A 26,843-nucleotide genomic window follows, 5' to 3' on the forward strand; every position below is an offset into this window, starting at 1 on the left:
AGTGGGAAGGAATGATATCGGAAAAAATCAATATCTCACTGGATCATCCCATCATGAAGGGCCATATGGTCTTTGGTGAAGCGGTATTGCCCGGTCTTGCTTATATCGATTTGATTTATCAGGTTTTTCAGGAACACGGTTATGTATACAATGAGCTCGAATTGAAGCACGTTACGATTTATCAGCCTTTAACCGTCAGTGAAACGGCTGCAATCATTCTGACCATTCAATGTTCTGATAGCGGAGATGGAAAGTGGCTCATCTCCCTTTCGGGGCAGAAACAGCAAGGTGATGAGCTGTCAGACAATATACAATATGCGACGGCTGAAATGGTGAAAAGAGACGCTGTCACATTTGACGAAACCATTGATTTCGGCGATGTGAAGCAGTCAGCCAGGTCTCTGAATCTTGATGACATGTATAACCGCTGTCTGGATCATGACTTGGTTCATTCCGGGATGATGAAATCGAACGGACGATTGTACGAAACAGAAGGCGGCATGCTGGCTGAGCTTTCTTGCGAAGAAGGAAAAGATTTCTTTTTATTCCATCCGGCCCTTTTGGATGCGAGCGGAATCGGGGCGAGCGGTTTGCTTTCTGAAACAAACCGGCTTCACCTGCCTTTATATTATGAATCGTTCACGGCCGCCGACAGGCTGCAATCAGAGTGCACGGCGCGTATCGCCGCTTCCGGCGTCCGTCAGGAAAAAGAACTCACAACGATGACGATCGAGTACTTCAGCCGATCCGGACAAAAGGTGGCGGAGCTTAAAAACATTACGGGAAAAGCGGTTCGGCTCGAAGAAGACGCGAATACAGCCGAACAGAATCAACAGGCTGCAGCTGAGACGGAAAGCGCAGATGAAAAAGACATCATTCTGTTTTTAAAGAAGCTTTTGGCTGATAAGCTTGGTCAGCCTTGGGAGACGCTGGACGTTCTTGCAGGCTACTATGAGCTTGGGCTGGATTCATCTTCTTTGCTTGAGATTGTACAGGATATCAGTAAAAAGACGGGTGCGGACCTCGCGCCCACTCTTCTCTTTGAATATACAAATATAAAAGAACTCGCAGCCTTTTTGAAAAAGACCGTTTCATTTGAATGTGCGGAACGTGCAGCCGAACCATCACGGTCTGAAGCTGAAGCACCGGACGCGCCAGAACATCATAAAAACACCGGAGACATCGCGATTATCGGAATGGCCGGCCGCTATCCGAAAGCGAAAAGTGTGGAGGAGTTTTGGGAAAACCTGAAGGCAGGCACGGATTGTATCACTGAAGTTCCGAAGTCCCGATGGGATTGGCAAACATATAAAAACGTAACGTCCCCGTCAGGAAAAACAGTATCAAAATGGGGCGGTTTCATTGACGATGCCGACTGCTTTGATCCGCAGTTTTTCAGAATCTCACCGCGTGAGGCGGAAACGATGGACCCGCAGGAGCGCCTGTTTTTAGAAACATGCTGGGAAACGATTGAAGATGCGGGGTATACGCCTGAAACGCTGGGAAATAAAGGGGAGAAACAGCATCCGATCGGCGTATTTGCAGGGGTGATGCATAAAGATTATTCCTTAATCGGCGCAGAACAATTATCTGAAACTGATCCTTTTCCGGTTTCACTGAATTATGCGCAGATCGCCAACAGAGTGTCCTATTATTGTGATTTCCACGGGCCGAGCATCGCGGTGGATACCGTTTGTTCCTCATCATTGACCGCCGTTCATCTGGCCATTGAAAGCATCCGCCGCGGCGAATGTGAAGCCGCGCTTGCGGGAGGGGTGAACTTGTCGCTGCACCCGGCGAAATATCTCAGCTACGGAAGCGTGGGCATGCACTCAAGTGACGGCCGCTGCCGTACATTCGGCGAGGGCGGGGACGGCTACGTTTCCGGAGAAGGAGTCGGTGCGGTATTGCTCAAGCCGCTGGAAAAAGCCGAACAAGACGGCGACCGCATTTACGCGGTCATTAAAGGAAGCGCCGTTAACCACGTAGGGAAAGTAAGCGGAATTACCGTCCCGAGTCCTGCTGCACAGGCAGAAGTCATTAAGGCCTGTCTGAAAAAAGCAGGTATCAGCCCGCGGACCGTCAGTTATGTGGAAGCCCATGGCACGGGTACCTCGTTAGGAGACCCGATTGAAATTGAAGGTCTGTCAAAAGCGTTCAGCCAAGGGACGCAGGATCAGCAATTTTGTTCCATCGGTTCGGTCAAATCAAATATCGGCCACGCAGAATCAGCGGCGGGGATCAGCGGGTTAACCAAAGCGGCGCTGCAGCTTCATCACAAAACGCTTGTCAAATCACTGCATTCTGCGGAATTAAATCCTTACCTGAAATTTGAGGGATCTCCTTTTTACGTACAGCAGCAGACTTCTCCGTGGAAGCAGCCGGCAGCCGAAGAAAACGGTAAAGTCACACATTATCCGCGCCGGGCCGGACTCAGTTCCTTCGGTGCATCAGGTTCGAATGCCCATATCATTTTAGAAGAATACATTCAGCCTGAACAAAAAGCGACTGCACCTGAGAGCGATGCAGCAAAACTCATCCCGCTGTCAGCAAGAAATAAAGACAGGCTTCTCGCCTATGCGGAAAAACTAGCCCGGTCGCTTTCAGAAAAGACGGTGCTGTCTGAACTGGCTTATACACTTCAGACAGGACGTGAAGCAATGGAGGAGAGAGCTGTCTTCCTTGTAAATGACACCCGCGACTTGAAAGAAAAGCTGAATGATTTTGTAAAAGGAAACGAAAACATCTCCGGTCTTTGGCGCGGACAAGCTGAGCTGCCGGAACTGAGCGAAGCCGCTCCTGAGACGGACGATCCGAAACGGCTTGCCGAGTTATGGGCAGAAGGGAAAATAATAGATTGGAATAAGCTGTACGGTTCATATAAACCGCGTAAAACAAGCGTTCCGACGTATCCGTTTGCAAAAGAACGCTATTGGATTCCGCAGCAGAAAAAACCGGAGAAAAGCCCGTCAGGCACAGTGCTGCATCCGCTTTTACAAGAAAATACGTCAGATTTTTCGCAGCAGCGCTTCACGTCTCTTTTTACGGGAGATGAATTTTTCCTATCTGACCATGTCGTCAACGGACAAAAAATACTGCCGGGCGTCGCCTATTTGGAAATGGCCGCAGAGGCGGTCAAAAAGGCCGCTGCCGTGACGGAAAAAGGCCATAGCGTCACACTCAGACAGGTTGTTTGGGTCCGTCCGGTCATGATTGAAGACAAACCGAAAGAAATACATATTGCCCTTTACCCAGAAGATAATGGTGAGATTACCTATGAAATATACAGTGAGGCAGAAAACGGCGAAGATCCGGTTATTCACAGCCAGGGTGAAGCGGTCATTACCGAACCGGGCAGCGCCCAGATAGATATCGAGTCTGTCAAAGCTTCCTGCAATTCAGGGACCGTGACTGCGGAAGAATGTTACGGTGCTTTTGAGAAGATCGGTCTGGATTACGGAGAGGCATACAGGGGCGTACAGCAATTGCTGATCGGAGAAGACCGATTAACAGCCCGTATTTCACTCCCGGCTGCCGTACATGACAAAAAAGAACAGTATACGCTTCACCCGAGTATGATGGACGCCGCTTTTCACGCCTCCGTCGGTCTGCTTGTCCGGTCGATACATGACGATGCAGACAGCCACGAGCTTTCTTTGCCGTTTGCGATGCAGGAAGTGGAAGTGTTCGGACCGTGTCCTGAACATATCTGGTCATATATCCGGTACACAGAAGGAAGCAAAGCAGATGACAGCGTAAGAAAATTTGACATTGATATGTGTGATGATGCCGGTACGGTTTATGTCCGGATGAAAGGCGCGTCCGTCCGGGCGCTTGACACAGGCCAAACAGCGGGCGGAGAAACCTCGGAGGCGCCTGTCGGCCATACGATGCTGATTCCGGCTTGGGAGCCTGTTGCGCTTGAAAAAGCCGGGGAAGCAGCGGTGGATAAGCAGACGGCAGTATTCGGCGGAACGGATTCGAGACATACGCGCATAAAAGAACATCTGCCGAACGCTTCCTATTATCCGATCAGAAGCACGGATGATATCGCATCTCTTACGCACATGCTTGAAGGACAAAAAGAACTGGAGCAAATCATTTGGCTTGCTCCGCAGGCTGAGAGTGCGGACACCCTCAAGGAACAGGAAAGGAACGTTCTTCATGTGTTCAAGCTGATGAAAGCATTACTTGCCTTAGGGTACGGAGAAAAACGTTTGGACTGGTGCATCGTCACAGCAAATGCCCAGCCGTTTTCGGATCAAGACAGCGCCGACCCGTCACAAGCCGCAGTCAGCGGACTTGCCGGAACAATGGCGAAAGAATATCCGCATTGGCATATCCGCATGATTGACACAGAAACGGACGGCAGCTGGCCGATCGAAGAGGCGCTCAGTCTTTCTGCCGGAAAAAACGGTCAAATTTGGGCGTACCGCAATCAGCAGCTGTTTGAGCGGCAGCTGATACCGCTTGACAATATGCCGAAAAACGGCACGCTCTACCAAACAGGCGGGGTTTATGCCGTGATCGGAGGCGCCGGATATCTTGGCGAGGCATGGAGTGAATACATGATCCGCCGCTACAAAGCACGCATCATTTGGATCGGAAGAAGCACACTGAATGATTCCATACAGGCGAAACTCGACCGGCTCAGCGCATTCGGCCCGGCGCCTGAATATGTTTCCGCCGATGCCGCCGACAGTTCTTCCTTAGAGCGGGCTTATCAGTTCATAAAAGAGCGCCACACAAAAATGAACGGAATCATCCACTCGGCAATGGATCTGTCTGAGCAAAGCTTAAATAATATGAAGACAGAAGAGTTCAAATCGGTGCTGCGGGCAAAAGCCGATGTAAGTGTGTCCATGGCGGAGGTATTTGGACGGGAGCCGCTTGACTTTGCGCTCTTCTTCTCCTCGCTTGTGGCATTTATCCATAACGTGAAACAAAGCCATTATGCCGCAGGATGCGCTTTCAGTGACGCATTTGCGAAGGAACTTGATCAGACATGGAATTGTCCGGTCAAAGTGATGAACTGGGGCTATTGGGGCAACAGCGAAGCGGCTGAAGACGGTGATTTTATTCAGCTGATGGATCAGATCGGATTGGGATTGATCGAACCGGACGCTGCAATGGAGGCGCTTGAAACCCTTATGACGCTGCCGATTGATCAGGCGGCCTTCATTCATACGACCAAACCGGTCGCAGTCGAAGGGATGAATGAAAGAGAAAAGATTTCCGTTTATCCGCCTCAGCCGCTTGTCTTTTCACAACAGCCGAAGGTCGCTCCGCCCGGCGCACTTCTTGTTAGAGAGGCTGACCATCAGGAGCTCGATGATTTGCTGTATCAGCTTTTGATCGCCCAGCTTAAAGAAGCGGACTTGCTGACGCCGCAAAGCCTTAAAGCGTATGAGCCCGAACACGAATACTTTAAAAAATGGCTCAATCAAACGATCGCTTTCCTTCTGGAACATGGCTATCTGGAAGGGAATGCGGATTCATATAAACTGTCGGCGCAAGCCGAAAACACAACCGCCTCGCTATGGCAAAAATGGGAGCGGGAAAAAGAGGAATGGCTCAATAACGCCGATACAAAAGCGATGACTGTTTTAGCCGAGACGATGCTTAAAGCACTGCCGGACATTCTGCGGGAAGAAGTGCCGGCGACAGACATCATGTTCCCGCACTCTTCAATGGAACTTGTTGAAGGAATTTATAAGCACAATCAAGTCGCGGATTACTTTAACAGCGCCCTGTCAGATACATTAACGGCTTATGTGAAAGAAAACATCAGCAAACATTCAAAAGCCGAGATCCGCATACTGGAAATCGGAGCGGGCACAGGCGGCACAAGCGCAGGCATATTTGAAAAGCTTAGGCCGTATCAAAACCATATAAAGGAATACTGTTACACCGATGTATCAAAAGCTTTTCTCGTGCATGCGGAGACGGAATACGGCAAACGGAATCCTTATCTGACGTATCAGCTTTTCAACGCAGAAGCGCCGCTTGCCGGCCAGGACATAGAGCCGGGCGCATACGACATCGTCGTTGCGGCCAATGTGCTCCACGCGACGAAAGACATCCGCCAGACGCTGAGAAACGCCAAAGCCGTTTTAAAAGACAACGGTTTGCTGCTCTTAAATGAAATGGCGGGAAACAGCCTGTTCCCGCATATTACTTTCGGACTGCTTGAAGGCTGGTGGCTGCATGAAGATTCCGCCCTTCGTATTCCGGGGTGCCCGGGCTTGTATCCGGAAAGCTGGAAGCGCGTGTTAGAAAGTGAGGGCTGGCATTCTGTCTTCTTCCCGGCAGAAGCGGCACATGAATTAAGCCATCAGATTATAGCGGCAACAAGCAACGGCATTGTTCGCCAAAAAACGCTTAAATCAGGGGCCGAAAAACGGACCGCACCGCCAAAAGCAGCGCAAGCGCCGGAACTTCAGGCGCAAACAACGGTGCAAAAAGGCGACACGTCTTTAACAGAAAAAAGCACCGAGTACTTGAAAACGTTAATCGGAGAAACATTAAAAATTCCGCCGGCTCAAATTGATCCGAAAGCGCCGCTTGAAAAATACGGAATTGATTCTATCGTCGTCGTACAGCTGACAAACGCGTTACGAAATGTATTGGACCAAGTCAGCAGCACTTTATTTTTTGAATATCAGACGATTGAGGCGCTCGTCGCTCACTTAATCAAAACGAAAAAAGACGCGATGATCAAACTGACGGGACAAACGCCTGTTCAGGAAGAACGGAAGGCATCACCAGAACCGCAGGCTGTACAGCCGGCTAAGCCGCTTCGCACTGACTGGCGGCGGAGGGAAAAACGGGCAGCCAAAGAGACCGTCCGGCAAAGTTCGGTTCGCGACGTGGCCATCATCGGTGTTTCAGGACGCTACCCGCAGGCAAAAACAGCGGCTGAGCTTTGGGCTAATATTAAAAAAGGAAAAAACTGCATAGAAGAAATCCCGCGGGAACGCTGGAACTGGCAGGATTACTATGATGAAGAGAAAGGTAAAGAAGGCTCTATTTATACGAAATGGGGCGGCTTCATTGAGGATATGGACAAGTTTGATCCGCTGTTCTTTCAGATTTCTCCTTTGGAAGCAGAGCGAATGGACCCGCAGGAGCGATTATTTTTAGAAACGGCGTATGCGAGTATCGAGGATGCCGGCTATACGCCTGACAACCTGTGCCAAAGCAGAAAAATCGGTGTTTTTGCCGGCGCGATGAACAAAAACTACCCGACAGGCTACGGCTATTGGTCCATTGCCAACAGGGTATCTTACCTTTTTGATTTCCAAGGGCCGAGCATTGCCGTTGATACAGCCTGCTCTTCTTCTTTGACGGCCATTCACCTGGCGCTTGAGAGCATATACAGCGGTTCAAGCGAATGCGCGATTGCCGGGGGCGTAAACATAGTGACCGATCCGATCCATTATATGAATCTGTCAGTCATGAACATGCTTTCCGCAGGTGACACGTGCAAATCGTTCGGAGACCGCGCGGATGGTTTTGTCGACGGAGAAGGGGTGGGCGCGGTCGTGTTAAAGCCGTTAGACCGAGCGATTGCCGACAACGATCACATTTACGGTGTGATTAAAGGAAGCACCATTAACAGCGGAGGCAAAACGAACGGATACACGGTTCCGAATCCGAATGCGCAGGCCGCCTTAATAAAAGAAGCTTTCGAAAGGGCAAACGTTCCGGCGCGCACCGTCAGTTATATTGAAGCCCACGGTACGGGCACCGCATTAGGAGATCCGATTGAAATCGCCGGATTAACGAAAGCATTTGAAGAGGATACAACAGACAAACAGTTTTGCGCCATCGGCTCCGCAAAATCAAATATCGGTCATTGTGAAAGCGCCGCGGGCATTGCGGGTCTGACAAAAATACTATTCCAGCTCAAAGACCGCCAAATTGCGCCGTCCCTGCACGCGGAACAGCTGAATCCGAATATTGATTTCGCGTATACGCCGTTTGCCGTTCAGCAGGAGCTCGGTGAGTGGAAACGTCCCGTCATCGGCGGCAGAGAGCTTCCGAGAAGGGCGGGGTTAAGCAGCTTCGGCGCGGGAGGAGCAAACGCCCACCTCGTCATAGAAGAATATACGGCAGACAAAGAGCCTGATGAAACGCCGGCAGATCAGTCCGCCATCATCGTCCTGTCCGCGAAAAACAGCGAACGGCTCACTGAAAAAGCAAAACAGCTCAGAGACGCCATCCGTGAAAAAAGATACAGCGGCAGCGACCTTATGAGCATAGCCTTTACTCTCCAGACTGGCCGGGTGCCGATGGAAGAGCGTCTCGGCTTTATCGTTCATTCACTTCATGAACTTGAGGAAAAACTGAATGGATTTATCGCCGGACAAAACAGCGCCGGACTGCACCGTGACGGCACGGAAGAAAACAAACGGATGCTTGCCGTATTTTCGGCGGATGATGATATGGAAACAATCATAGACGCTTGGATCAGCAAACGGAAATATTCTAAGCTGCTTGAGCTTTGGGTAAAAGGATTGGACATCGATTGGGCGAAATTATACGGAGACCGTCCTCCGGCCCGCATCAGCCTGCCTGCTTATCCGTTTGCGAAAGAACGCTTCTGGCATCAGCAGCCTGTACAAAGCAAGGCCGCGCCCGTTAACGCGCCGGCTGACGAAAATGATCCGGCGGAACAATTTGAAGTAATGACTTTTAGAGAAGTTCTTAAAGAACAGGCTCTGCCGGCAGCCGGAGAAAAGCAAGTCAAAACGGTGATTTCTTTCTTATCTGATCAGAAGAAGCAGCAGGAAGCCGTCTCTGTGGTCAAATCGTATGACAGTGACATTGACGTTATTTTTATCGCTCAGGGAGACCGGTATGAGGCTCTGTCCGCCGGCCGCTGCCAAGTGGTGCGGGAAGATCCACAATCATATGTGAACGCTTTTGCGGATATTCAAAAAGAGTACGGTGAGGCTTCTGCCATTTTGTATTTATGGGCGCTTGAAGATAAAAGCTGCATCGAAGATTATTCATGTATCGTCCATATTCTCAAAGCAATGGCTGAGACCGGTCTGCAGCCGGAAAGGCTGTTATTGGCGGGGGAATATGCATCCGGTCTGGAAAGGTGCTACTTGGAATCATGGATCGGCTTTGAGCGTTCGCTCGGCATTGTTCTCCCGAAAACAAGTGTTACCGGCCACTTCAGAAAAGCCGGTGCGGCCATAACGGACTGGATGAGAACCATTTGGGACGAGCTGAAAGCTGAAACAGACCATACTGTTTTCTTGGAAGAGGGAAAACGATATGTCTATCACACCGAACCAACCGGACTAACGAAAGAAAACAGCAGGATCAGAACCGGCGGAACATATCTCATTACAGGCGGATTAGGAGGGCTCGGCTACTTATTTGCCCGCCATCTCGCCCGGAACTACCAGGCAAATGTCATTCTCACGGGGCGGTCGCCGATCAATGAAGAAAAGAAAGAAAAAATGAAAGACCTGGAAAATCTCGGTGCGGGTGTTCTTTACGCCGAAGCCGATGTTTGTGATCCGATCGGAATGGGCGACTGCATCAAGCGCGCGAAAGAACGATTCGGAGCCATTCACGGCGTCATTCATGCGGCGGGCATCGAAAGCAGAACATCCGTCTTTGAAAATGAAATCGGGAATTTCCGCAGTACGCTTGAACCGAAAATAAACGGAAGCCTGCTTCTTGACGAGTGGCTGAAAAACGAAACGCCTGATTTCATCTGCTACTTTTCATCCACATCGGCTGTTTTAGGGGATTTCGGCTGCTGTGATTACGCGGTCGCGAACAGGTTCCAAATGGCGTATGCCCGCTATAAAAACGAACAATCCGAAAGCGGAAACGCTTTTGTCATAAACTGGCCGGTCTGGAAAAACGGCGGAATGGCCGTCGGCGGTGAAGAGACGACGGGCATGTACTTGAAATCAAGCGGCCAGCGCCTTTTAGAAACAGATGAAGGCATTGAGCTTTTTGAGCGCATCATTTCTCAAGACAACACCCAGTGCCTTGTCATTGCCGGCGAGAGAAGCCGTGCCGAACGATTTTTAGGCATACGGCGGGACGATTCATCAAAACCGGATGCGCTTTTGGAAACCGTGAGCCGCCGCATCCCGGAAGAAAGCGCGGAAAAACGGCTCGAAGCGGATTTGAAAGAGCTGATACACAGTCTGCTGAAAATATCCAAAGATAAACTCGTCCTGCATAAAAACTGGGCGGAATTCGGATTTGATTCCATCTACTTAGCCAAATTTGCCGCTCTTTTGTCGAGTCATTACGGCATTGAAGTCACTCCGGCGTTATTTTACAGCTATGCCACGCTCGGAGACGTCATCAGCTATTACCTGACAGAACATAAAGAAGCGATCGAAACGTTTTACCGAACGGAAGAAACCGAAACAGAAATCGCCGCTCCGGATAACAAGGAGTATACGGATCAGGAGATCATCGCCATGATGAAACAGGTCTCTGAGGGGACATTAGATTTTAAAAGAGTGCAAGACATCATAGAAGGGAGTAAGACCTATGAATCATAAAGAACTTCTCGATGCCTACAGATCAGGAACGCTCACCATCGCTGAAGTAGAACAAAAGCTTCAGGCTTTCAAGCGGACAACTGCAAAACGTCCGCTTTCTGAAGGCCAGAAAGGTTTGTGGATGCTTCAGAAAATGTTTCCGGAGATGAGCGCATATAACATTCCGTTATGCTTTCGTTTTCAAAAGCTGGATGTCGAGACATTCAAAAACGCCCTTTTGTCCGTGCAGCGCCAGCACCCTATTTTGACCAGTGTGATAAAAGAGGAAAACGGCCTTCCGTATCAGATAGAAGATACGGATCGGCATTTTCCGATTGAAGAAATGGATCTTTCCGAATTAAGCGGGCGTGACGCTCTTTCGTTTATTAAAGAAAAAGCAAAAGAACCGTTCTCGCTTGAAACCGGGCCGCTCCTGCGTGTTCAAGTATTCCGGCGGGCGAAGCGGGAGCCGATTGTGTTAATTACCATTCACCATATCATTTTTGACGGCGTCTCTCTTATGACGTTTATGTCGGCGCTGCTGGACGCTTATGTAAAAGCAAGTGAAGGCAAAGAACCTGTCATGCTTCAGCAGGCCGCAGATTATCATGACTTTGTGAAATGGGAAAAAGAGCTGCTGGAAAGCGAAGCGGGAAAAACGCATCTGTCTTATTGGAAAAAGCAGCTAAAAGGACCGCTGCCGGTGCTTGAGCTTCCGTCGGATTATCCGAGATCATCGGTTCAAACTTGCAGGGGGCAGGCGTATCAGCGCTTGCTTCCTGATGAACTGAACCGGCAGATTAAAGTTTGCGCCCAAAAAAATAATGTCAATGAATCCGTTGTGTATCTCGCTATTTTCAAAGGACTGCTCTATCAATATACGAATCAGGAAGATGTCATCGTCGGCATGCCGACGATGGGGCGTTCTGAGGCTCAATTTGAATCTGTCATCGGATACTTTATTAATATGATCGCGGTCAGAAGCAGGGAGACGGGCGCCAAATCTTTTACGTCGTTTTTGAAGGAGCTGCAGCTGACACTGGCAGAAGGGCTGGACCATGCCGCGTATCCGTTTCCCGCGCTTGTCAAAGAATTGAAGACGGAACGCTCGCCTGCGGTGTCGCCTGTTTTTCAAACCGCGTTTTTCTATCAAAACTTCTTCCGCACAGAAGGAGCGGAAAAGCTGGCGGAACTATATCAATCACTCGGCATTGAAATGATAGAAGACATTCATCAGGAAGGCGAATTTGAGCTTGCGCTTGAAGTCTATAAAAAAGAAACGGGAACCGTCCTGCAATTTCTGTACAACCCGGATGTCTACAGCCCTTCTTTCATCGAACGAATGGCGGAGCATTATATGAAACTGGCAGAAAAGGTGCTTTCTGATCCGGAGATCGCTTTTGAAGCATGTTCCGGCCTGCTTAATCAAAAACGTGAAGCAAGCCGTTCATCCCATCAGCCGAATGAGCGCTGCATTCATGAAGTGTTTGCAGAAAAAGCCGGACGCCACCCTGACAGAGAAGCCGTCACATTCGGTGAAAACAGTCTTACATATCGCGAATTAGATGAACGAAGCACGGCGCTCGCTGTGTACCTGCAAGAAAAGGGCGTCACACCGGAATGCCCGGTCGGCATTTGTACGGAGCGTTCTTTTGAGATGGTCATCGGCATCCTCGCCATTTTAAAAGCGGGAGGCGCGTATGTGACGCTGGACCCGGCTTTTCCAAACGAACGGATGGCGCACGTGTTGACTGACAGCGGCGTTTCGATCGTATTAACGCAAGCAAAGACGCGCGGCATGATTGAACAGTTGGCCATCGGCGGTGTGAGCACGGTGGAAATTGAAAACAGCGGACGTTCTGTCAGCGGGGCAAAACTGACGCCGCGTTCAAAACCGCATCATCTCGCTTATATTCTATATACGTCCGGAAGCACGGGAAAACCGAAAGGCGTCATGGTTGAGCACAGAGCCATCATGAATACGCTGCAGTTTTTGGAAGCTGAGTATCCGGTCGCACAAGAGGATGCCTATTTGTTAAAAACGAATTACGTATTTGACGTTTCGATTTCTGAATTATTCGGCTGGTTTATCGGAAACGGACGGCTTGTCATTTTGCCGCCTGGTGCAGAAAAAAATCCGCAGCTTTGCATGGAATACATCCAAACCCACCAGGTCACGCATCTGAATTTTGCGCCCGCCGTGTTTAATGTATTTCTGGAAACGGTAAAGCGGCATACGGCATTTACAGAAGACGGCCCTGTGAAATATGTGATGGTGGCCGGTGAGGCGTTTCCGAAAGATTTAGTTAAAAAGTCAGTTTCCATCTTCAAACATGCCAGAATTGAAAACATATACGGCCCGACGGAAACATCCATTTATGCCGCTTACTACAGCTGCGGCCAAAAGGAAATCACAAGCAGGAATACGCCGATCGGGAAACCGATTCACAATACGCGGCTTTATATCGTCGATGAAAAGCTCAGCCCCGTCCCTGACGGTGTGGCCGGGGAGCTTTGCGTGGCCGGCGCCGGTCTGGCCAGAGGTTATTACAATCAGCCTGAGCTGACGGCGGCATCATTTATTGATAATCCGTTTAGTGAAGGAGAAAAACTTTACAAAACAGGTGATTTGGCCAGATGGCTGCCTGACGGAAATATAGAATATGCCGGCCGGATTGACAGTCAGGTGAAAATCCGCGGCTTCCGCATCGAATTGGGAGCGATTGAAACGAAATTGAGCGAACATCCGGATATCCTTGATCAGGCGGTAGTTGTTCAGGAAAAGAACGGACATAAAAAGCTGATTGCTTATTATACGGCCCGCGCCGGTCATACGGCAGATGAAAAAGCGCTCCGCAACCATCTTTTATCGAGTCTGCCGGATTATATGGCGCCTGCCCATTTTATCCGTCTGGATGCGCTGCCGTTAACACCGAGCGGAAAAGTGAACCGCAAAGACCTAAAACAGCGCAAGGTAATCGTTCACCGGTCTGAAAAGACGGGCAGACTGCCGTTATCAGAAGCGGAAGCGAAAGTGACCGCAATATGGGAAGACCTGCTGAATACGGCGGGCATCAAAATCGAAGACGGCTTTTTCGATGTGGGAGGCGACTCGCTTCTGGCTGTTGCGGCGGCAGAACGCATTAAACAGGAGCTGGAATGCGATTTTACCGTCACGGATTTATTCGAACACTCTACTATTCAGGCGATCAGCCGATTTATTGTTGAAACAAAACAGGCGGCTGAATCAGAGGTGTCCGGCCGAGATGAAAGAGAAAAAGAACATACACCGCAAAACGGGATGCCGTCTTACTTTGAAGACAGTGTGGCGATAGTGGGGATTTCCTGCCAGTTCCCCGGCGCGAAAAATCATCATGAGTTTTGGAAGCAGTTAAGAGAAGGAAAAGAAAGCGTCCGTTTCTACTCGAAAGAAGAACTTCGGGAAGCCGGTGTGCCTGAGGATTTGATCGAAAATCCCGACTATGTGCCGGCATTATCGACGATAGAAGGAAAAGATCTCTTTGACCCTGAGTTCTTTCACATTTCTCCGAAAGACGCAGAATTTATGGATCCTCAGCTGCGGCTTCTGCTGCTTCATTCTTGGAAAGCCGTCGAGGACGCGGGATATGTATCGAAAGAGATTCCGAAGACAAGCGTATATATGTCGGCAAGCAATAATTCGTATCGGTCGCTTTTGCCGGAAAAAACGACAGAAGGCCATGAATCTCCCGACGGCTATGTGTCATGGGTGTTAGCGCAGAGCGGCACGATTCCGACGATGGTTTCCCATAAGCTCGGATTAAAAGGGCCAAGCTATTTCGTTCATTCCAATTGCTCATCATCATTAGTCGGTCTTTATTCAGCCTACAAAAGCATAACGAGCGGAGAATCGGAATACGCGCTCGTCGGCGGAGCAACTCTGCATGCAGCGACCGGCATCGGCTATGTGCACCAAAACGGATTGAATTTTTCAAGCGACGGGCATGTCAAGGCATTTGACGCTTCAGCCGACGGTATGGCGGGCGGAGAAGGAGCGGCCGTCATTCTGCTGAAAAAGGCGTCACAAGCCGTTCAGGACGGAGATCACATATACGCCATGCTCAGAGGCATCGGTCTGAACAATGACGGAGCGGATAAAGTCGGTTTTTACGCACCGAGTGTAAAAGGCCAGACTGACGTCATCCAGCATGTTTTAGACAGCACGAATATTCACCCGGAGACGATTTCCTATATCGAAGCGCACGGCACAGGAACGACATTGGGTGATCCGATTGAAATGTCCGCGCTGCAGCAAGTGTATAAACGTTACACGGACCGGGAGCAGTATTGCGGGATCGGCTCCGTAAAAACGAATATCGGACATTTGGATACAGCAGCAGGTCTGGCCGGGTGCATCAAAGTCGCCATGAGTTTATATCACCGGGAGTTGGCGCCTACCATTAATTACACCTCACCGAATCCGAATATCAAATTCAGCGGTTCGCCGTTTTATGTGGCGGATAAGCGAAAACCGCTTCCGGAGAGAGAGACGCCGCACCGCGCAGCGTTAAGCTCATTCGGACTCGGAGGAACAAACGCACACGCCATTTTTGAACAGTACGAAAACAAAACGATCAGCGGATCAAAGGACGGACAGCCGCCTTTTATCGTTCCGCTGTCAGCGAGAAATAAGCAGCGTCTTACTGCCTATGCATCTTGTTTATCCGGCTTTCTGGATGAAGCCGAAAACGATGTTTCCTTGCATGATCTGGCATTTACGTATCAGACCGGACGTGAAGCGATGGAAGAGAGAGCCGTTTTTATCAGTCATGATCGTCACGATTTGAAGCGTCAGCTGCAGGATTTTATCAACGGCAATGACCAAAACATCTTACGGGGCGAAAAAGTGAGAAGCAGAGAAGTGTCAGCTCAGGAGATGGAAGAGCTTGCGTCATGTCAGACACGGGATGAAAAGCTGAAAGCACTCGCGGCGCTCTGGGTTGAAGGAGCGCGTGTCGATTGGGGCTTATTGTATCAGGATTCCGCGCCGCGAAGAATCAGTGCGCCGACCTACCCGTTCGCAGAGGAGCGCTTCTGGCCGGAGGAAACTGTGAAGCAAACGGATACCAAACTTTTGCATCCGCTGGTACATCAGAATACATCCGTCTTGCAGGAGCAGCGGTTCAGTTCGGAATTCACGGGAAAAGAGTATTTTATTGCCGAGCATATCATTAAAGGAATGGCGATCGTGCCGGCTGCCGTTACTCTTGAGATGGCACGGGCCGCGGCGGAGAAAAGCATCGGCGGGGCAACAGAGGAATCTCTGGGCCTGCGCTTAAAGAATATCGTATGGGTCCGCCCGGTGATAGCCGATCAGGAGGCTGTCCGTGTCCATATCCGACTTTATGAAGAAGAGGACGGACAGATTCATTACAGAATGTACGGGGGTAACGATTCTATCGGTGAAGAAGCTCCTCTTTATAATCAGGGCATCGCTGAAATCATCCGGAAGGAACCGGAGGAAGCGGCGGATATTGAGCAGCTGAAGCGCCGGTGCACACAGGGAACAATCGAATCTCAAGCGTTTTACAAAGGAATGATCGGTGCTGATTACGGGCCCGGATACAAAGGGGTGCAGCTTGTATACAAAGGCGAAGACCGGCTGCTTGCTAAATTGAAGCTTCCTGAATCCGTCTCTCATACAAAAGCTGATTATATCCTTCATCCGAGTATGATGGACGGTGCGCTTCAGGCCGCCGAATATTTGCAAAACGTGACGAGAGCGCTGCTTACAGAAAGCGGGGAACCATTCAAAGCCGCATTGCCGTTTGCTTTAGAGGAGCTGGACGTTCTGAATCCGTGCGCTGATGATATGTGGGTGCACGTCACATTCAGTGCGAACAATAAAGCCGGCGATCCTATCCAAAAAGCCGATATTGATCTATATGACAATAACGGCGGGCTTTGTGTGCGGATGAGAGGTTTCTCAACGCGGATCATGGAAGAAAACACGGGTGCCGGCATTTCGGTCAGCCGTACGGACACATTGCTCGCTGAACCGGTCTGGAAAGAGCAGCCGGAACCGGCGGCCCACGAGCCTTCGTATGAAGAGCATATCATTTTCCTTTGTGAGTACGATGAAGCTGTAAAACAGGCCGTGGAAGCAAAGCTTGAACATGCAAGCGTCATTATCTTGGACGATCGTCCCGCATCTATTGCAGAGCGGTATCATTCTTATGCGGGTCAGATGTTTGACCATATCAAAACCATAATGAAAAGCAAGCCGATGGGCCGCATTCTTCTTCAGGCTGTTACGCGGTCAGCAGGCTTACAGCAGGTGTTCTCAGGCATTACCGGACTCTTCAAAACCGCATGCCTTGAACATTCCAAGCTGATCTGTCAAATGATCGAAGCCGAGGAGGAAGAAAGTGCTGAAGGCATAGCGGAAAAAGCGTCCGAAAACCGTATGCATGCCGAAAGCGTCCATGTGAAATATGAAAACGGCAAGCGCTTTGCCGCTGGTTGGGGAGAAATGGATATACCTCGAGCGGAGCCGGACATTCCGTGGAAAGACGAAGGCGTTTATCTCATTACAGGAGGTGCGGGAGGTTTAGGTCTGATCTTTGCAAAAGAGATCGCAAACCGTACAAAAGATGCCGTCATCATACTAACCGGCCGGTCCGCTCTCAGAGAAAAGCAGAAAGACATGCTGGAAACAGTACGTGCTGCCGGCGCTTCTGTTTTCTACGAGCAGACCGATGTCACGGACGAAGCAGAAGTATACCGATTGATCCGCAATATCCGCAAACGGCACGGCAGGCTGGACGGGATTGTTCACAGTGCCGGCATTATAAAAGACAACTACATGGTGAAGAAGACGGCAGAGGAATACCAAGATGTTCTCGCTCCGAAAGTGAAGGGCCTTGTGTATCTTGATGAAGCGTCACAACATGAGAAATTAGATGTCTTTATTGTCTTCTCATCCTTATCAGGTGTGCTTGGAAGCGTCGGCCAGGCTGATTATGCGTCTGCAAATGTCTTTATGGAGATGTATGCCGAGTACCGCCGTTCTTTACAAGCCGCAGGACAAAGATACGGAAAGACGCTTTCTGTCAGCTGGCCGTTATGGAAAGAAGGCGGAATGCAGGCAGGAAAGCAGACGGAAGATATGCTGATGCAGGAGGCGGGAATCGCACCGCTCGGCACAGATGCCGGCATCAAGGCTTTATATCAAGGCTTGATGAGCGGGACAGCCCGGATGACGGTTCTTGAAGGAGATGTGAAACACATGAAAGCAAAACTGTTCCGCAAAGAGAATGATCATCCGGAAACAGAGACCGGCGTACGTCATGACATTGATGCTGACAGCCTGCTTGAAAAAGTGAAGCATCTGTTAAAACAGCAGACGGCCTCATTGTTAAAAGTAAACATTGACAAAATTGATCCTCATGAAGAAATGACAAAATACGGGCTGGATTCTATCTCGATGACTGAGTTTACGAACCAGTTAAACAAAACGTACCGGCTTACGTTAACGCCGACGATTTTCTTTGATCATCCGACAATCCATGAATTTGCCGTTCATTTAATCAGTGAATACGAAGAGGAATTTGCCGGACGGTTTGCGGTAAATACAAAAACGGTTCAATCGGCAAGACCGGTAAAAGAGACTCAAATCACGCGCCCGGCCGTTAAGCGACGCCGCACTCTGCCTGAGACACTTCCGCAGACAGTGCAGCGGGACCAAGGGCCGGAACCGATCGCAATCGTAGGCATCAGCGGGATTTTCCCGATGGCAGAAGACATTGAAGCTTACTGGCAGAACCTGAAAGAAGGCAAAGACTGCATGACCGAGATTCCGAAAGACCGCTGGGACTGGCGGGACTATTACGGGGATCCCGCAAAAGAAGCCAATAAAACAAACGTCAACCAAGGCGGGTTTATTGACGGAATTGCTGAATTTGATCCATTGTTTTTCGGGATTTCACCGCGGGAAGCGGAGCAAATGGACCCTCAGCAGCGACTCTTGCTGACGCACGCGTGGAAAGCGATTGAAGATGCCGGATATGCGTCAAAGAGTCTCTCAGGCACAAAAACAGGTGTGTTTATCGGGACCGGAAATACCGGCTACGGTTCTCTTTTAGCCAATGCCGATGCGGAGATTGAAGGGTCATCCGCGGCGAATACAAGTCCGTCTGTCGGACCGAACCGTGTCAGCTATACGCTCAATCTGCACGGGCCGAGCGAACCGATTGATACCGCCTGCTCAAGCTCGCTCGTTGCCATACACCATGCCGTTTCTTCAATTGAAGAAGGAACGTGCGACATGGCTTTGGCGGGAGGAATCAATACGATTGTTCTTCCGGATGTGTATATCAGTTTTGACAAAGCGGGCGCGCTGAGTAAAGAAGGAAGATGCAAAACGTTCTCTGATCAGGCTGACGGTTTTGCCCATGGTGAAGGAGCCGGTCTCTTTTTCCTCAAAAAGCTGAAAGCCGCTGAGGCGGATGGGGACCACATTTACGGCGTCATTAAAGGAAGCGCGGTGAATCACGGCGGCCGCGCGGCATCTTTAACAACGCCTAACCCTAAACAACAGGCGGAAGTCATTAAAGCCGCATACAAAAAAGCGGGCATTGATCCGAAAACAGTCTCTTATATCGAAGCGCACGGCACCGGAACAGAACTGGGAGATCCCGTTGAAATTAACGGCCTGAAACAAGCGTTCAGCTCGTTTGCAGACGGAAAAGAGAAAGCGGCCGGCTATTGCGGCTTAGGGTCGGTCAAAACGAATATCGGCCATTTATCCCTTGCCGCGGGAGCAGCGGGCATTATTAAAATTTTGCTGCAGATGAAGCATCGGACACTAGTAAAAAGTCTCCACTGTGAGACTGTAAATCCGTACATTCAGCTTGAAGACAGCCCGTTTTATCTGGTGCGGGAGACGATGGAATGGAAGACGCAGACGGACGAACGCGGAAACGAACAGCCGCGCCGCGCGGGCATCAGCTCATTCGGCATCGGAGGCGTAAATGCCCACGTCGTCATCGAAGAATACATTCCAGAAGACAGAGAGGAAGCAGATGATTTTCATATCGATCCATGTCTTTTCGTTCTGTCCGCCAAAAATGAAAAACGCCTGAAAGAACAGGCAAAACAGCTGAAACGTGCGCTTACTGAAAAACGGTACGATCAATCCTCCCTCGTTTCTATGGCATATACCCTCCAAATCGGAAGGGACGCCATGGAAGAACGCCTGGCGGTTATTGCCGGATCCGCAGAAGAACTGCAGGAAAAACTGTCACAGTTTATCACTGGAGATAAGCACGCGGACTTGTACAGAGGAAGAATAGACAAAGGCACGCTGCAAATGCTGACGGAAGATGAAGAAATTCAAGAAGCCGTTGAAAAATGGATGGCCCGCGGCAAATACGCGAAGCTGCTTGAATTGTGGGTCAAAGGGCTGAACGTCGATTGGGCGAAGCTGTATGGAGACCGGCCGCCTAAACGCATGAGCCTGCCGTCGTATCCTTTTGCAAAAGACCGCTATTGGGCGGCGAAAAGCACCGGAAAACACGAAAAAACAAGCACTGTATCTGCCGGAAAACAAGACGCGCTTCATCCGCTTCTGCACAGAAATACTTCAAACCTTGCAGAACAGCGGTTCAGTTCAATCTATACAGGAGAAGAATTTTACCTTGCGGACCATGTTGTAAAAGGCGTGCCGATTTTACCGGGAGTGGCACATCTTGAAATGGCGCGCGCAGCAATGGAACAGGCATCTGAAGTTCCGGCCGGACTAGGAAGCGTCAAGCTTAAGAATACGGTTTGGGTGCGGCCGATCACCATTGAAGACGAGCCGGTTCATGTCAACATCCGTCTCATTCCTGAAACGGCAAATGACGTTCAATTCGACATTTACAGCGGCCGGGACACAGATCAGCCGTCCGTTTACAGCCAAGGGGCAGTATCAGTCCGCCCTGACGCAAAGGCACCGGTCATTGATCTCCAAAAGCTGAGATCACAATCCGCCGAGACACCGTTTTCTGCAGATGAAGTATACGATATGTACCGCAAAATCGGTTTTGATTACGGCCCGGCTTTCCGGGGTGTCAAAGCGATTTATACAGGTGATGATTTCGTATTGGGCAGACTGTCACTTGATGCGGCTTGTGCGGACACGGTACAGGAGTATGTCATGCATCCGGGCTTAATGGACTCTGCATTGCAGGCATCAAGCATATTAACCGGAACAAATGATGAAAAACTGATGCTTCCGTTTGCGGTTCAGGAGCTTGAAGTATTCAGCGCATGCGCTGCTGAGATGTGGGTTTACGCCAGACTTTCTGAAGACCACAGAGCCGGCCAGATTGAAAAGCGCGATCTTGATATTTGTGATGAAAACGGCAAGGTTTGCGTAAGGCTGAAAGGTTTGTCATTCAGAACGGCTGAAAAAGAACCTGAGAAAAAAGAAAAAGCTCCGGAAACGCTCATGCTTGAGCCGGTATGGACCCGAAGCGATGAAACCGCCGTTCAAACGGAACCGGTTTTTGCCCGGCATATCGTGTTGCTTTGTGACACAGACGCCGGATTGAAACAAGCCGTTGAAGCCGCGGGAGCTGAATGTATTGAAATGACCTCCCCGCACGGGAAAGCGGCGGCGCGCTTCCGTGATTATACAGGACGGATATCGGAGACGCTGCAAAAACTGCTGAAGGAAGAGACGGATGGAGACGTCCTCATCCAGACGGTTCTCTCTAAAACAGATAAGCATCAGCTGCTCTCAGGGATTTCAGCTCTGTTAAAAACAGCCGGCCTGGAACATAAAAAACTGAAAACCCAGCTGATTGAAATAGAACCGGCGGAAAACGGAAGAATCACAGACATCATCAGAGAGAATAAAATACGGGCTGCTGATGACAGCCATATTAAATATGAAAACGGCATCCGATACAGCGCAGATGTCAAAGAAACGGCCGTGTCCGGCGGCAAAATACGCATTCCGTGGAACGACGGAGGCATTTATCTCATTACCGGAGGAGCCGGGGGCTTAGGCTTTATTTTCGCGAAAGAAATCGCCCGCAAAGTCAAAGAGCCGACACTGATTTTGACAGGCCGTTCCGCTTTAAGCGAGAAACAGCGGATGCAGCTGCAATCGCTTGAATCAACCGGAGCAAAAGCGGAATACAAGCAGGCTGACGTAACAAACGCTCAAACTGCGGCAGACCTGGTCAAAACAATTGAGACGGAATATGGCGGCCTTCACGGCATCATTCATAGCGCGGGTGTGATGAAAGATCAGTATATCGCAAAGAAAACAACCGAAGAGTTTTACAGTGTATTGGCTCCTAAAACGGACGGATTTGTCAACCTTGATGAAGCAACCGAGCATTTAGCGCTGGACTTTTTCATTGTTTTCTCATCCATTTCCGGCGTCACCGGGAATGCGGGACAGGCGGATTATGCGGCGGCAAACGCATTTATGGACAGCTATGCGGCATACCGCAACGCACTGGTTACCGCAATGTACCGCCACGGTCACACATTGTCGGTCAATTGGCCGCTTTGGAAAGACGGCGGAATGCAAGTCAATGAAGAAATGGCGAAGCTCACCGAAAAAAGAACCGGTGTAACGCCGATGCGCACTGAAACCGGAATAGAAGCTCTTTACAAAGCATGGAGCACGGGGAAAACAAGCGTGCTCGTCATGGAAGGAAACCGCGCCGTAATGCGGGAAAAGCTGCTTCAAAAGACTCCTGCAGCCGCTTTTGCACCGGTTAAGAAAACGGATGAAACGCCTGCGCCGAAAGACCTGACGGCAAAACTTCAGGAATTGCTGGCAAAAGAGGTTTCTGGGCTTCTGAAAATAAACATTGAAGAAATCGATATCGAATTGGAGTTTAATCAATACGGATTTGATTCCATTACGCTGACGGAATTCGCCAACAAGCTGAATGACACTTATCAGCTTGATCTGACACCGACCGTATTTTTTGAATATGCGACGATTCAAGCCCTGGCGCATCATTTAGCAGAAGACTATCAAACACAATTTGCCGGCAGCACACAGCCGAAAGAAGAAAAACAAAGCGGCGTAACTGATGATGGCGGCATCAGACTGGCAGGGAACAAACGATTTGCAAAAACTGCCGTACAGCCTGTTCAGACTGCGGCTGAACATAAACCGGAACCGATCGCTATTGTCGGCATGAGCGGAGTGTTTCCGAAGGCCGCAAATATTGATGAGTATTGGCGCAACTTAGAAGAGGGAAAAGATTGTATAACAGAGGTTCCGGCGGATCGCTGGGACTGGCGTGAGTATTACGGTGACCCGCTTAATGAAGCCAACAAAACAAATGTAAAGTGGGGCGGATTTATTGACGGAGTTGCGGATTTTGATCCGCTGTTCTTCGGAATTTCACCGCTGGAAGCCGAACAGATGGATCCCCAGCAGCGCTTGTTAATGATGTATGCGTGGAAAGCGATAGAAGATGCGGGATATTCCGCTAAAAGCCTTTCCGGCACGAAAACAGGCCTGTATATCGGCACGGGGAATACCGGATACGGCTCACTGTTTTCCGACCTGGATATCGGCGGTGCGTCAGCCGCAAATATGAGTCCGTCAGCGGGGCCGAACCGCGTCAGCTATATGCTTAATCTGCACGGGCCGAGTGAACCGATCGACACGGCTTGTTCCAGCTCGCTGGTCGCGATTCATCACGCCGTATGCGCCATTGAAAACGGGAACTGCGATATGGCGATCGCCGGCGGCGTGAATACTGTCGTCACACCGCAAGGCCACATCGCTTATGACAAAGCCGGCGCTCTGAGCAAAGAAGGGAAATGTAAAACGTTCTCCGACAGGGCGGACGGATTTGCCGTCAGTGAAGGTGCCGGAATTCTGTTTTTGAAAAAGCTGTCAGAAGCGGAAAAAGCGGGAGATCATATCTACGGTGTCATTAAAGGCAGCGCGGTCAACCACGGCGGACGCGCGAACTCCTTGACGACACCGAACCCGAAAGCCCAGGCGGAAGTCGTCAGAACGGCTTATGACAAAGCAGGCATTGATCCGAGAACAGTCACTTATATAGAAGCGCACGGAACCGGAACGGAGCTTGGTGATCCGGTCGAAATCAACGGCCTGAAATCCGCCTTTCAAAAGCTGTACGAAAAAACAGGCGATTCCGCCGTTTACGCGAGTCACTGCGGTCTGGGATCGGCTAAAACCAATATCGGCCACCTGTCACTGGCAGCCGGTGTCGCGGGTGTGATCAAAGTGCTGATGCAGATGAAGCATAAAACACTTGCAAAAAGCCTCCACAGCGAGGTCATCAACCCGTATATCAAGCTGAAAGACAGTCCGTTTTACATCGTACAGGAAAAAAGAGAATGGACGGCATTGAAAGACGAAAACGGCAATCATCTGCCGCGCCGTGCGGGAATCAGTTCTTTCGGCATCGGCGGCGTAAACGCCCATGTCGTCATTGAAGAATATATCCCGAAGGAAGAAAGAAAAACAGCTGTTTTCGCACACCCTCAAATCTTTGTGCTGTCGGCTAAAGAGGAAGAGCGTCTGCAGGAACAGGCGCAGCAGCTGGCGCAAGCTTCTTTTACGGATGCGGATCTTGCGGATGTTGCTTACACGCTTCAGCAGGGACGTGATGCGATGGAAGAAAGAGCGGCCATTATCGCTTCCTCGGCCGAAGAACTGCGGGACAAGCTAAAGAGCTGTGCGAAAGGACGTTATGATATAGCGGGCATTTATAAAGGAAAAGCGGGTAAAACCTCCCTGAAATCCATTCTGGCAGGCGCAAACGGCGAAGCGGATATCGAAGAGCTGATAAGCCGCCGGGAGAATGACAAGCTTGCGGAATTATGGGTGCAGGGCGCGGATATCAAATGGGACGGCTTATATTCTGATATCAAGCCCCAACGGATGAGTCTTCCTGCTTACCCGTTTGCGAAAGAGCGGTACTGGATCACGGACAACCGGCCGAAAGCAGAAAAACCGCAAGCTGTGCCGACGGCGCGGGTGCTGCACCCGCTGCTTCACGAGAATGTATCGGATTTAACAGAGCAGCGGTACCGATCCGAATTTACGGGACAAGAGACGATTTTCACCGATCATCTTATTAAAGGCAAGCCGGTCATGCCGGGCGTTGCCTACTTGGAAATGGCCAGGGCGGCGGTTGCTCAGGCAGTCAAAGGGCAAAAGGAACGTCCTTCTGTCACCCGCCTGAAAAACATCGTTTGGGTTCGGCCGATCGAAGCGGGAAACCGCCCGATTGAAGCGCAAATCAGCCTGAACCCGAGGGAAAACGGTGAAATCGTGTATGACATTTACACCGATTCACAAACAGAAGCAAGCGGCAGGCAGATACACTGTCAGGGGGCTGCCGGCATTCTCAGCGCCGGTGAGGCTCCGCACCGTGATATAGGCGCACTGAAAGCTCAATGCGGCCGCAGCATGCTGACTTCTGAGCAGTGTTACGGTTTATTCAGCAAAATCGGCATTGACTACGGTCCCGGACAACAAGGAATTCAGCACATTCATATCGGAAGCAATCAAGCATTAGCTGAGCTCCGTCTGCCTTCCTTCCTCGAAGAAACGGCAGATCAATACGTTCTTCACCCGTGTATGCTTGATTCAGCTCTGCAAGCGACAATCGGACTGAAGCTGCATGCAGATGATAACCAGCTGTCACTGCCGTTCGCCCTTGAGAAACTGGACATTTTCAGCCCGTGCACGACAAGTATGTGGGCGTATGTCAGCTCCCGGGGAACGGATGAAAAAATACAGCGGCTGGACATTGACTTATGCGATGAGACAGGCCGGGTCTGTATCAGGATTAAAGGGATTTCTTCCAGAATGATGGAAGGCCCGGCGCCGGAAACATCATTAAATGGAGCAAACCTTCTGGCTCCGGTATGGGATCTTGCGGAATTCCGTGCCCAAAGCCCGGCATCTAAGACGGAAGAGGTTGTCTTTATCGCAGGGGATGAGGAAAGCGCGGCTTTTCAATTGCATCATCCTTCTGCGAAACGGCTTCATATCAACCCGGAGGATGAAATAGAGGCTGTTGCGGCTGAGCTGAAAGCAAGAGGGTCTTTCGGGCATATCGTATGGATCGCTCCTTTTCACAGCGCTGATGACATGGTGAAAGCTCAAGATGCGGGCGTCATCCAGATGTACAGAGTGATTAAGGCGATGCTTGCTTTAGGATACGGAGGCAAGCGAATCAGCTTGACTGCAGTCACAATAAAAACACAGTCCGTACAGCCGGCGGACATCATTGATCCGGCTCATGCAGGCATTCACGGTTTGATCGGTTCGCTCGCAAAAGAGTATCCGAACTGGCAAACACGGCTGATTGATGCCGGATGTCCGGAAGATGTTTCAAAGGCGGAGCTGTTCTCAGCGCCGTTTGATGAGCAAGGAAATACATGGGCGTACCGCAACAATCACTGGTACAAACAGCGCCTTATTCCTGTACAGCAGCCGGTGTCAAGCCGGACCGCTTACCAAAAAGGCGGCGTTTATGTCGTCATCGGCGGCGCGGGGGGCATCGGCGAGGCATGGAGCGAATATGCCGTGAAAACGTATCAGGCGCGAGTCGTTTGGATCGGCAGACGAAAACATAACAGCGCCATCCAGGAAAAAATCGACAGACTCAGCCAATTCGGGCCGGCGCCGATTTATATTGAAGCTGACGCGGCAAACCCGGATGAGCTCACACGGGCGTATGAAACGATTAAACGCACGCACCCGCAAATTAACGGAATCATCCATTCCGCAATTGTTTTAGAGGATCAGAGCCTGGCGAATATGCCGGAAAGCCGTTTGAAAAGCGTGCTCGCTGCAAAAGTCAATGTCAGCGTGAATATGGCCCGCGTGTTCCAAAATGAGCCGCTGGACTTTGCTTTGTTCTTCTCATCTGTTCAATCATTTGCACGAGCGGCCGGACAAAGCAATTATGCTGCCGGGTGCAGTTTCAAAGATGCCTTTGCCGCTCATTTGGCTCAAGTCCGGCCGTATTCGGCGGCAGTGATGAATTGGAGCTATTGGGGCAGTGTCGGAATCGTATCATCTGCCGAATATCAAGAACGGATGAAACAGGCGGGAGTCGGATCAATTGAAGCGCCCGAAGCAATGGCGGCGCTTGAACGATTGCTCGGCGGCCCATTGAATCAGTTCGTCATGATGAAACAGGCGGAAGAGCCGGAGGAAAAACCGGAAGAAATGATAGAAGTATACCCTGAACATCACGGCTCGGCGATGCAAAAACTGCGAAGCTATCAGCCTAAAGTAACAAGACATGTACAACAATTGAGTTAAGG

2 protein-coding genes are annotated in these 26,843 nt (G+C 50.3%); both read left to right on the forward strand.

The window, feature by feature from the left end; all coding sequences use genetic code 11:
* The first annotated feature begins 11 nt into the window (after positions 1-11).
* Positions 12-10,547 carry an SDR family NAD(P)-dependent oxidoreductase gene (locus U2H13_RS08995; RefSeq protein WP_121984435.1) on the forward strand — a complete coding sequence of 3,512 codons (10,536 nt, stop codon included), beginning with the start codon at positions 12-14 and terminating at the stop codon, positions 10,545-10,547.
* Positions 10,537-26,841, forward strand: coding sequence for an amino acid adenylation domain-containing protein (locus U2H13_RS09000; protein ID WP_376700775.1), 16,305 nt, complete (start codon positions 10,537-10,539; stop codon positions 26,839-26,841). The genes U2H13_RS08995 and U2H13_RS09000 overlap by 11 nt, the downstream gene beginning before the upstream one ends.
* Positions 26,842-26,843: the final 2 nt, after the last annotated feature.

The organism is Bacillus sp. A1 (assembly GCF_042296235.1).
Taxonomy (GTDB): domain Bacteria; phylum Bacillota; class Bacilli; order Bacillales; family Bacillaceae; genus Bacillus; species Bacillus velezensis.